Annotated in this window: 10 protein-coding genes; all 10 read left to right on the top strand. The window is 57.9% G+C overall.

The features are described 5' to 3' along the window. The first annotated feature begins 91 nt into the window (after positions 1–91). Positions 92–1,240 (top strand): galactonate dehydratase, encoded by a 1,149-nt coding sequence (dgoD, locus tag AAAB16_RS19320; RefSeq protein WP_340664789.1) that lies wholly within the window; start codon positions 92–94, stop codon positions 1,238–1,240. An 8-nt stretch (positions 1,241–1,248) separates the two neighbouring features. Continuing rightward, on the top strand, positions 1,249–2,139 hold the full coding sequence (locus tag AAAB16_RS19315; RefSeq protein WP_340664790.1) for an SMP-30/gluconolactonase/LRE family protein: 891 nt from the start codon (positions 1,249–1,251) through the stop codon (positions 2,137–2,139). A 20-nt stretch (positions 2,140–2,159) separates the two neighbouring features. Then, positions 2,160–2,978, top strand: a complete 819-nt coding sequence (locus AAAB16_RS19310; RefSeq protein WP_340664788.1) for an SDR family oxidoreductase — start codon at positions 2,160–2,162, stop codon at positions 2,976–2,978. A gap of 49 nt (positions 2,979–3,027) precedes the next feature. Then, positions 3,028–4,059 (top strand): substrate-binding domain-containing protein, encoded by a 1,032-nt coding sequence (locus AAAB16_RS19305; protein WP_340664787.1) that lies wholly within the window; start codon positions 3,028–3,030, stop codon positions 4,057–4,059. 51 nt (positions 4,060–4,110) lie between these two features. Beyond that, on the top strand, positions 4,111–5,625 hold the full coding sequence (araG, locus tag AAAB16_RS19300) for an L-arabinose ABC transporter ATP-binding protein AraG (RefSeq protein WP_340664786.1): 1,515 nt from the start codon (positions 4,111–4,113) through the stop codon (positions 5,623–5,625). Between the two features lie 27 nt (positions 5,626–5,652). Further along, positions 5,653–6,618, top strand: a complete 966-nt coding sequence (gene araH, locus AAAB16_RS19295) for an L-arabinose ABC transporter permease AraH (protein ID WP_340664785.1) — start codon at positions 5,653–5,655, stop codon at positions 6,616–6,618. A 65-nt stretch (positions 6,619–6,683) separates the two neighbouring features. Continuing rightward, positions 6,684–7,481 (top strand): IclR family transcriptional regulator, encoded by a 798-nt coding sequence (locus AAAB16_RS19290; RefSeq protein ID WP_340664784.1) that lies wholly within the window; start codon positions 6,684–6,686, stop codon positions 7,479–7,481. Between the two features lie 195 nt (positions 7,482–7,676). Beyond that, complete coding sequence (gene tig / locus AAAB16_RS19285) at positions 7,677–8,987, top strand: trigger factor (protein WP_340664783.1); 1,311 nt, start codon at positions 7,677–7,679, stop codon at positions 8,985–8,987. A 90-nt stretch (positions 8,988–9,077) separates the two neighbouring features. Then, positions 9,078–9,722: an ATP-dependent Clp endopeptidase proteolytic subunit ClpP gene (gene clpP, locus AAAB16_RS19280; protein WP_110614838.1), complete on the top strand. Its 645-nt coding sequence runs from the start codon at positions 9,078–9,080 to the stop codon at positions 9,720–9,722. Positions 9,723–9,825: 103 nt separating this feature from the next. Beyond that, positions 9,826–10,304: ClpX C4-type zinc finger protein (locus AAAB16_RS19275; protein ID WP_340664782.1), on the top strand; the 479-nt coding region annotated here is incomplete at its 3' end.

Genomic DNA, 10,304 nt, shown 5'->3' with positions numbered 1-10,304 from the left:
TGGCGAACATTGTCTTAGCTGTTTTGGTTTAGGGATTTTTCGGCAGTCAAAGCGCCACGCTGACCGCCCCATCTATAAAAGAGACAAGAAGATGAAAATCACCAAATTGACCACCTTTATCGTGCCGCCGCGTTGGTGCTTTCTTAAGGTGGAAACCGACCAGGGCATCACCGGTTGGGGCGAGCCTGTGGTGGAGGGCCGTGCCCATACCGTTGCCGCTGCCGTGGAAGAGCTTTCCGATTATCTGATCGGCAAAGACCCACGCAATATCGAAGACATCTGGACTGTGCTCTACCGCGGCGGCTTTTACCGCGGCGGTGCTATCCATATGAGCGCGCTCGCCGGCATCGACCAGGCGCTGTGGGATATCAAAGGTAAGGCCCTCGGCGTATCGGTGAGCGACCTGCTCGGCGGCCAAGTGCGCGACAAAGTTCGCGTGTATTCCTGGATCGGCGGTGACCGCCCAGCCGACACCGCTCGCGCCGCCAAAGACGCCGTAGCCCGTGGCTTCACCGCAGTAAAAATGAACGGCACCGAAGAGCTGCAATTTGTCGACAGCTTCGACAAGGTCGACCTGGCCCTGCAAAACGTCGCAGCCGTGCGTGATGCGGTGGGGCCGAACGTAGGCATTGGTGTCGACTTCCACGGCCGCGTGCACAAGCCCATGGCCAAGGTGCTGATGAAGGAGCTGGACGCCTTCAAGCTGATGTTTATCGAAGAGCCCGTGCTCAGCGAAAACTACGAAGCGTTGAAAGAGCTAGCGCCGCTGACCAACACGCCAATCGCCCTTGGCGAGCGCTTGTTCTCGCGTTGGGATTTCAAGCGCGTGCTGAGCGAAGGCTACGTCGACATTATCCAACCCGATGCCTCCCACGCTGGCGGCATCACTGAAACCCGCAAAATCGCCAATATGGCTGAGGCCTACGACGTTGCTCTGGCCTTGCATTGCCCGCTAGGGCCGATTGCCCTGGCCGCCTGCCTGCAATTGGATGCCGCTTGCTACAACGCGTTTATCCAGGAGCAGAGCCTGGGCATTCATTACAACGAGAGCAATGACCTGCTTGATTACCTCAAAGATCCGGGCGTCTTCAATTACGAGCAGGGCATGGTCAAGATCCCCAACGGTCCGGGCCTCGGCATCGAAATCAATGAGGAGTATGTGATTGAGCGCGCCGCCATCGGTCACCGCTGGCGTAACCCGATTTGGCGTCACGCCGACGGGAGTTTTGCCGAATGGTAAGCGCAGACCTGCAATGGAAGGTGCTCAGCGATGAGCGCTTCAAACTGGCCGAAGCGCCGTTCTGGGATGCTGCGACCCAGGCCTTTTATTGGGTGGATATTCCCGCGCGCCTGGCCTGCCGCCAGGTGCAGGGTCAGATCCAGCAGTGGCGGCTGCCAGAAGTGGTCTCGGCATTTATTCCCTGCCAAAGCGGTGATGCGCTGGTGACCCTGGCCAGCGGCGTCTATCGCCTCGACCTTAATTCGCCGTTCGAGCAACCCGCGTTAGCGCTATTTTGCGTGGCTGATCCGGTAGCCGGCAACCGCGCCAACGAGGCCCGTTGCGATGCCCAAGGCCAGCTGTGGCTGGGTAGCATGCAAAACAATATTGCCGAGGATGGCAGCGATCTGCCGATTACCCGCAGCTCGGGTGGCCTGTTTCGTATTGATAAAAACGCCAACGTTACGCCGTTGCTGGAAGGCCAGGGCATCGTCAATACGCTGCTGTGGAAGGCCGACGGCCGCGAGCTGTATAGCGCCGACACGCTCAAGGGCGAGCTATTTGCCTATCCCATTGGCGCCGACGGCACGCTCGGCGAGCGGCGCATCTGGGCTGAGTCGTCATCCTGTGGCGCGCCGGACGGCTCGGCGATGGATGCGGAAGGCTTCGTGTGGAACGCCCGCTGGAAGGGCGGTTGCCTGCTGCGTTATGCGCCGGACGGGCGCCTCCATCACGTCATCCAGTTGCCAGTGAAATACCCCACCAGCTGCGTGTTCGGCGGCAAAGATCTGACCACTTTGTATGTGACCAGCGCACGCCCGGCGGCTGACAAGCACCTCGCCGAAGACTCGTTGGATGGCGCCGTGCTGGTGGCTGAAATCGGCGTGGCTGGCATGGCCTGTCACCGCTTCGCGGGTTAATAAAACTAGGAGTGCAGGGAATGGCTGAACCACTAACGTTACCGCCGGTGCCCGAGCCGGTTTATGGCGAGCGCCTAAAGGGCAAAGTTGTGATTGTGACGGGCGCTGCCCAAGGCATTGGCGAGGCCATTGTGGCCTGCTTCCAGGCCCAGCAAGCGCGCTTGGTGATTGCCGATATTCAGGCGGAAAAAGTGCAGGGCGTTGCCGCCCGTTGGCGCGATCGCGGTGCCGAGGTGTATGCCCAGGGCATCGATATCACCGACAAGGTGCAATGGCAGGCATTGGTGGATGTGACTATCGAACGTTTCGGTCGCGTGGACGTGTTGGTCAACTGCGCGGGCGTTAACGTCTTCCGCGATCCGCTACAGATGAGCGATGAGGACTGGCGCCGCTGCTTTGCCATCGACCTGGACGGCGCCTGGTTCGGCTGCCGCGCCGTGCTGCCGCATATGATCGAGCAGGGTATTGGCAACATCATCAATATTGCCTCCACCCACTCCAGCCACATTATTCCCGGCTGCTTCCCGTACCCGGTGGCCAAGCATGGTCTGCTCGGCCTCACTCGTGCCTTGGGTATCGAGTACGCGCCCAAGGGTGTGCGGGTTAACGCCATCGCCCCGGGCTATATCGAAACCCAGCTTAACGTCGACTACTGGAACGGTTTCGACGACCCCCACGCCGAGCGCCAACGGGCGTTCGACCTACACCCGCCGCGACGTATTGGCCAGCCGGTTGAAGTGGCCATGACGGCGTTGTTTCTGGCGACCGACGAGGCGCCGTTTATCAATGCCACCTGCCTGATGATCGATGGTGGCCGCTCGGTGATGTACCACGAGTAACGCATTACGCAACGCCCGACCTGATCCAATAAAAACAAGAGGATTACCTATGTTCGTGCACCGTTTTACTCAACGCGGCTTTTTTGCCCAACGCAGCTTTCGCGCCGTCGCGTGCGCTGCCACGTTGCTCGCCGCTGCTGGTTTCAGCAGTCTGGTTAGCGCTGAAGAAGTGAAAATCGGCTTTCTGGTCAAGCAGGCGGAAGAGCCTTGGTTCCAAACCGAATGGGCCTTCGCGGAAAAGGCCGGTAAAGACAAAGGCTTTACCGTGATCAAAATCGCCGTGCCTGACGGCGAGAAAACCCTGGCGGCCATCGACACCCTGGCCGCCAATGGCGCAAAGGGGTTCGTCATCTGCCCGCCTGATACCTCCCTTGGCCCAGCCATCATGGCCAAAGCCAAACTCAACGACCTGAAAGTGCTGGCCGTCGACGACCGTTTTGTCGATGCCAAAGGCAACCCGATGGAAGACGTGCCCTATGTCGGTTTGGCCGCGTTCAAGATCGGCGAAAAACAAGGCAAGGCCATGGCCGATGAGGCGAAGAAGCGCGGCTGGGATTTGAAAGAAACCTATGCGGTGATAACCACCTTTGATGAGCTGGACACTGGCAAAAAGCGCACCGATGGCTCCATCGCCTCGCTCAAGGCTGCCGGCCTGAGTGCAGACCATATTCTGACGGCGCCGCTGAAAACCCTCGACGTGCCAGGCAGCATGGACGCCACCAACTCCGCGTTGGTCAAGCTGCCCAGCGACGCGAAAAATCTGATTATCGGCGGCATGAACGACAGCGCTGTGCTGGGTGGCGTGCGCGCCACGGAAAGCGCCGGTTTCGCTGCCGCCAATGTGATCGGCGTCGGTATTAACGGTACCGATGCGATTGGTGAGCTGAAAAAAGCCAGCAGCGGCTTCTACGGTTCCATGCTGCTTAGCCCCGACACCTCTGGCTATGAAACCGCCAGCCAGATGTTCGAGTGGGTGACTACCGGTAAAGAGCCGGCCAAGTACACCGCCCTGGACAACGTCACCCTGATTACCCGGGAAAATTTCCAAGCCGAGCTGAGCAAAATCGGTTTGTGGAAGTAAGCACTTCGGGTAACCCACGCCCGCCGCTCATGTGGCGGGCAGGAGGCAACGATGTTGGAACACGCGAGCAGCAACGCCAGCCTGCGCTTCAATGGCATTGGCAAAGAGTTTCCCGGGGTCAAGGCGTTGGCGCAGATCAGCTTTGAAGCCAAGCCCGGCAGCGTGCATGCGCTGATGGGCGAAAACGGCGCGGGCAAGTCGACCCTGCTGAAAATTCTCGGCGGCTTTTACACCCCCAACAGCGGCCATTTGCAGATTGGCGAAGAGGCGCTGACGTTTAAATCAGCCGCCGACAGCATCGCCCATGGTGTGGCGGTGATTCACCAGGAACTGCAGCTGGTGCCGGAAATGACCGTCGCCGAAAACCTGCTGCTTGGCCATATGCCGTCGCGCTTTGGCGTGATCAATCGCGGCGCCATGGTCCGTCGCGCGCGGGAGCTGCTTAAAGGCTTGGCCGATGAGATCGACCCGAATACACGGCTGGGCAGTTTGTCCCTCGGCCAGCGGCAGTTGGTGGAGATCGCCAAGGCCATGTCGCGCAATGCCCGGGTAATTGCTTTTGATGAACCCACCAGCAGCCTGTCCGCGCGCGAAATTGAGCGCTTGATGGTGATCATCGCCCGGCTGCGGGACGAGGGCAGGGTGATTCTGTATGTATCGCACCGCATGGAGGAGGTATTCAAGATTTGCGATGCGGTGACCGTGTTCAAGGACGGGCGCTTCGTCTGCACCTTTGAGGATATGCAACAACTGACGGTTGAGCAGTTGGTGAGTTGCATGGTCGGTCGCGATATCGACGACATCTATAACTATCGTCCGCGCAGCCATGGCGCCGTGGCCCTGCGGGTAAAAGGGCTGCTGGGCCACGGCGTGGTTGAACCGGCTGAGTTTGCGGTGCGCTGCGGCGAAATTCTTGGCTTGTTTGGCCTGGTTGGCGCTGGGCGTACTGAGCTGCTGCGCCTGCTTGCCGGGCTGTCGCGTTGGGAAGCCGGGCAAATGCTGCTGGGTGATAACGAGGTAGCGCTCAAATCGCCCCGCGATGCGATTGCCGCTGGGGTGTTGCTCTGTCCCGAAGACCGTAAAAAGGAAGGCATCGTGCCGCTGGCCAGCGTGGCTGAGAACATCAATATCAGCGCTCGCAGCCACCACGCCAACGTGCCCGGTCTGATCAACAGCAGTTGGGAGCGCAGCAATGCGCAAAAGCAGATTGCAGCACTGAATATCCGCACGCCGTCGGCCAACCAACCGATCATGTTTTTGTCCGGCGGCAACCAGCAAAAAGCCATTCTCGGCCGTTGGCTGTCCATGCCGATGAAAGTGTTGCTGCTGGATGAGCCCACCCGGGGCATCGACGTCGGCGCCAAGGCCGAGATTTACCAGATCATCCACAACCTGGCGGAGCAGGGCATTGCCGTGATTGTGGTGTCCAGCGATCTGATGGAAGTCATGGGTATTTCCGACCGGATTCTGGTGATGAGTGAAGGCGCCATTACCGGCGAACTGGCGCGCGATGAGGCCGACGAGGCCCGGCTGCTGCAACTGGCACTGCCGCGTACGCGCAATTGATGCAAGCTACTAGCTTTCGAGGTGTGTATGTCACAGGTTAAAAAAGCCAACGGGCTATGGATGGGATTGGGCCAGCGCAAGTTTTTCGACGATTGGGTCATGCTGCTGGCGGCCATCGGCATCTTTATTTTCTGTACGTTGTTTATCGATAACTTCCTCTCGCCGCTGAATATGCGCGGGCTGGGCCTGGCGATTTCCACCACCGGCATTGCCGCGTGCACCATGTTGTTTTGCCTGGCGTCCGGGCATTTCGATCTGTCGGTGGGCTCGGTAATTGCCTGCGCTGGCGTGGTGGCGGGTGTGGTGATGCGCGACACCGATAGCGTGTTTCTCGGTGTCGCAGCAGCGCTGGCGATGGGGCTGTGTGTGGGGCTGATTAATGGCTTGGTGATCGCCAAGCTGAAGATCAATGCGCTGATTACTACCTTGGCGACCATGCAGATCGTCCGTGGCCTGGCCTATATCATCTCCAACGGCAAGGCGGTCGGTGTCTCCAACGAAGGCTTCTTTGTCTTCGGCAATGGCCAGCTGTTTGGTGTGCCGGTGCCGATTGTGATCACCTTGGTGTGCTTTCTGTTTTTTGGTTGGCTGCTCAACTACACAACTTATGGGCGCAATACCCTGGCCATTGGCGGTAATCAGGAAGCAGCGCTGCTGGCCGGTGTGCATGTCGATCGCACCAAGATCATTATCTTCGCCGCGCACGGTTTAATCGGTGCACTGGCCGGTGTGATTCTGGCTTCGCGCATGACCTCCGGCCAACCCATGATCGGCCAGGGCTTTGAGTTAACGGTGATTTCAGCCTGTGTGCTGGGCGGGGTGTCACTAAGCGGCGGCATTGGCATGGTTCGCCATGTGATTGCCGGGGTGCTGATTCTGGCCATCATCGAAAATGCGATGAACCTGAAAAACATCGACACCTTCTATCAGTACGTTATCCGTGGCTCGATTCTACTGATCGCTGTGATCATCGACCGCCTCAAACAACGCTGAAGCATGGGCAGCGCGGTAAGCGTGCGGCCATAATGCTGCCCGCAGTCTCCCTTTTAAGGTTAGCTATGCAGGACGACGACGGAAAAACCGCCAAGGACGCTGCCCCTACTGGTACGCAGACGCTGCTGCGCGGGCTGGCCGTGGTGCATGCCGTGGCCAGCGGCGCGCGCGATCTCAAGCAGATTGCGCACATTATTGGCACCACCCGCAGCACCACACACCGCTTGGCCAGTTGTCTGGTGGATGAGCGCTATTTACGAGTGCTGCCGCAGGTGGGTTATTTATTAGGGCCAAAGTTGATTGAGCTGGGGTTTCAGGCGCGCGAGGCATTGCCGCTGGTGACCTTGGCTACGCCGTTTCTTGATCAGTTGTCGGCCCTTACGGGTGACACCATTCACCTCGCCATTCGCGAAGACGACGATGTTCTTTATTTACAGAAGAACCCTGGCCGTAATGGCCCGGAAATGCGCTCGCGGGTCGGCCATCGTATGCCGTTGGCGCGTACCGGCATCGGCAAAGCGCTGATGCTGGATTGCTCGCCCCAGGAATGGCAGCGGCTGTATCAGGTCAGTTTGCCGGCTGGGGGCAAAAATCCGTTGTGGCCCAATCATGTCGAACCGACCTGGGAGCAGTTCCAACAGCGCATGTTGGAGTATGGAGAGGGCGGCTATGCCTTCGACCTGGAGGATAACGAGCCGTCGATTCGCTGCGTGGCGGCACCGGTGCGCGATGCCAGTCGTAAGATTGTCGCCGCCATTAGCGTGGCCAGTACCGTGCCTTATATGTCACTGGAAAAGATGACGGCGCTGATTCAACCGGTCAAAGACGCCGCTGCCGGCCTCTCTGCCGAGCTGGGCGGGTAAGTCGGTGAGCCTGCTCAAGGCGCCGTGGTTGCTGGCTTTGGCTTAGGTAGAAGGGCTATTGCTGTAGGTCATTTCAGACCGTTTTTACCTGTGACGTGCTGTGTGGTGACTTCTTGAGTTTTCGCCACTAGAATGCATGCCCTTGATTCTGGGGCCGGAAACGGCCGGCTAACGTCTGTGCAACGAGGAATATCCATGCAAGTTTCTGTTGAAAATACTTCCGCTCTTGAGCGTCGTATGACCATTGGCGTTCCTGCTGAGCGCATCGAGACCGAAGTAAACAAGCGTCTGCAGCAGACTGCACGTCGTGCCAAGGTTCCGGGTTTCCGCCCAGGCAAAGTGCCAATGAGCGTTATCCGTCAGCGTTACGAAGACGCTGCTCGCCAGGAAGCCCTGAGCGATCTGATCCAAGCCACCTTCTACGAAGCTGTGGTCGAGCAAAAACTGAACCCGGCTGGCGCCCCAGCTGTTCAGCCAAAAACCTTCGAAAAAGGCAAAGACCTCGAATACGTCGCCACCTTCGAAGTGTTCCCTGAATTCCAAGTTGCCGGCTTCGACAGCATTGCTATCGAACGCCTGGAAGCCGAAGTCGCTGATGCCGACCTCGACAACATGCTGGAAATCCTGCGCAAGCAAAACACCCGTTTCGAAACCGCTGAGCGTGCTGCTCAGAAAGACGACCAGGTCAACATCGACTTCGTTGGCAAGGTTGACGGTGAAGTGTTCGCTGGCGGCTCGGCCAAAGGCACTCAGTTGGTAATCGGTTCCGGCCGCATGATCCCTGGCTTTGAAGATGGCCTGGAAGGCGCTAAAGCCGGCGAAGAGCGTGTGCTCAAGCTGACTTTCCCAGCCGACTACCAGAACCTGGAACTGGCCGGTAAAGAAGCTGAATTCACCGTTACCGTGAACAGCGTTGCTGAACCAAAACTGCCTGAGCTGAACGACGATTTCTTCGCTCTGTTCGGTATCAAAGAAGGCGGCCTGGAAGGCTTCCGCGCCGAAGTTCGCAAGAACATGGAGCGCGAGCTGCGCCAGGCAATCAAGTCCAAAGTTAAAAACCAAGTGATGGAAGGCCTGCTGTCGGCCAACCCGATCGAAGTGCCAAAAGCCCTGCTGAGCAACGAAGTTGACCGTCTGCGCGTACAAGCTGTGCAGCAGTTCGGCGGCAACATCAAGCCAGACCAACTGCCAGCCGAGCTGTTCGAAGAGCAAGCCAAGCGCCGTGTTGTACTGGGTCTGATCGTTGCTGAAGTGGTCAAGCAGTTCGAATTGAAGCCTGACGAAGCCCGCGTTCGCGAGATGATTCAGGAAATGGCTTCGGCCTACCAAGAGCCTGAGCAAGTGGTGTCCTGGTACTACAAAAACGACCAGCAACTGAACGAAGTCCGTTCGGTTGTACTGGAAGAACAAGTTGTAGATACTGTCCTGCAGAAGGCCAATGTGACCGATAAGCAGGTCTCTTACGAAGAAGCGGTCAAGCCGGCAGAAGCGCCACAAGCAGCCTGACCCCTACCGTCGTACGAGCAACCATAAGCCAGCCTTCGTGCTGGCTTATGTGTATTTGAGACATGACAAAAGCTAGGGAGCGTCGGATACATGTCCAGTAATCCTTTTATGCCGCAAACCCATGACATTCAGGCCGCTGGTGGTCTGGTGCCTATGGTCATCGAGCAGTCCGCCCGTGGCGAACGTGCTTATGACATCTACTCCCGCTTGCTTAAAGAGCGCGTGATTTTCCTGATCGGCCCAGTAGAAGACTACATGGCCAACCTGGTAGCAGCGCAATTGCTGTTCCTGGAAGCGGAAAACCCGGACAAAGACATTCACCTCTACATCAACTCGCCAGGTGGTTCGGTGACTGCGGGTATGTCGATCTACGACACAATGCAGTTCATCAAGCCTGACGTATCCACCATCTGCATCGGCCAAGCCTGCAGCATGGGCGCCTTGCTGTTGGCTGGTGGCGCTGCGGGCAAGCGTTACTGCCTGCCGCACTCGCGCATGATGATTCACCAGCCGTTGGGTGGTTTTCAGGGGCAGGCTTCGGACATCGAGATTCACACCCGTGAAATCCTTACCATCCGTGACCGCCTGAACCAAATCCTGGCGCACCATACCGGTCAGCCGATTGAGGTTATCGCTCGCGATACCGACCGTGACAACTTCATGAGTGGAGAAGTCGCAGTCAATTACGGTTTGATTGATAAGGTGCTGAGCAAGCGGGAAATGGCTGCTCAGTAAGCCTTTTGGCGGCGGTCAGTGATACACGGCCGCCTTGCGGGCTTGAAAATGCCCGCATTTGCCCTCATCTTGTGTTTCAAGCCTATCGGATTGGATTGAACGAATGACTGACACCCGCAACGGCGAGGACAACGGCAAACTGCTTTATTGCTCCTTCTGCGGCAAAAGCCAGCATGAAGTACGCAAATTGATTGCCGGCCCCTCGGTCTTTATCTGCGACGAGTGCGTTGACCTGTGCAATGACATCATCCGCGAGGAGGTGCAGGAAGCTCAGGCGGAAAGCAGCGCTCATAAACTTCCAGCGCCCAAGGAAATCAGCACCATCCTTGACCAGTATGTAATCGGTCAGGAGCGAGCAAAAAAGGTTTTGGCGGTAGCGGTGTACAACCACTACAAGCGCCTTAACCAGCGCGACAAGAAAGACGATGTCGAGCTGGGCAAGAGCAACATCCTTCTTATTGGTCCTACCGGTTCGGGTAAAACCCTGCTGGCAGAAACCTTGGCACGCCTGCTGAACGTACCTTTCACTATTGCCGACGCCACCTCGCTTACCGACGCGGGTTATGTGGGTGAAGACGTGGA

Source organism: Pseudomonas sp., assembly GCF_037994325.1.
In the GTDB taxonomy this organism is placed as follows: Bacteria; Pseudomonadota; Gammaproteobacteria; order Pseudomonadales; family Pseudomonadaceae; genus Aquipseudomonas.
Note: the sequence above shows the minus strand (reverse complement) of the source record. Positions and strands in the feature narration are given on the sequence as shown.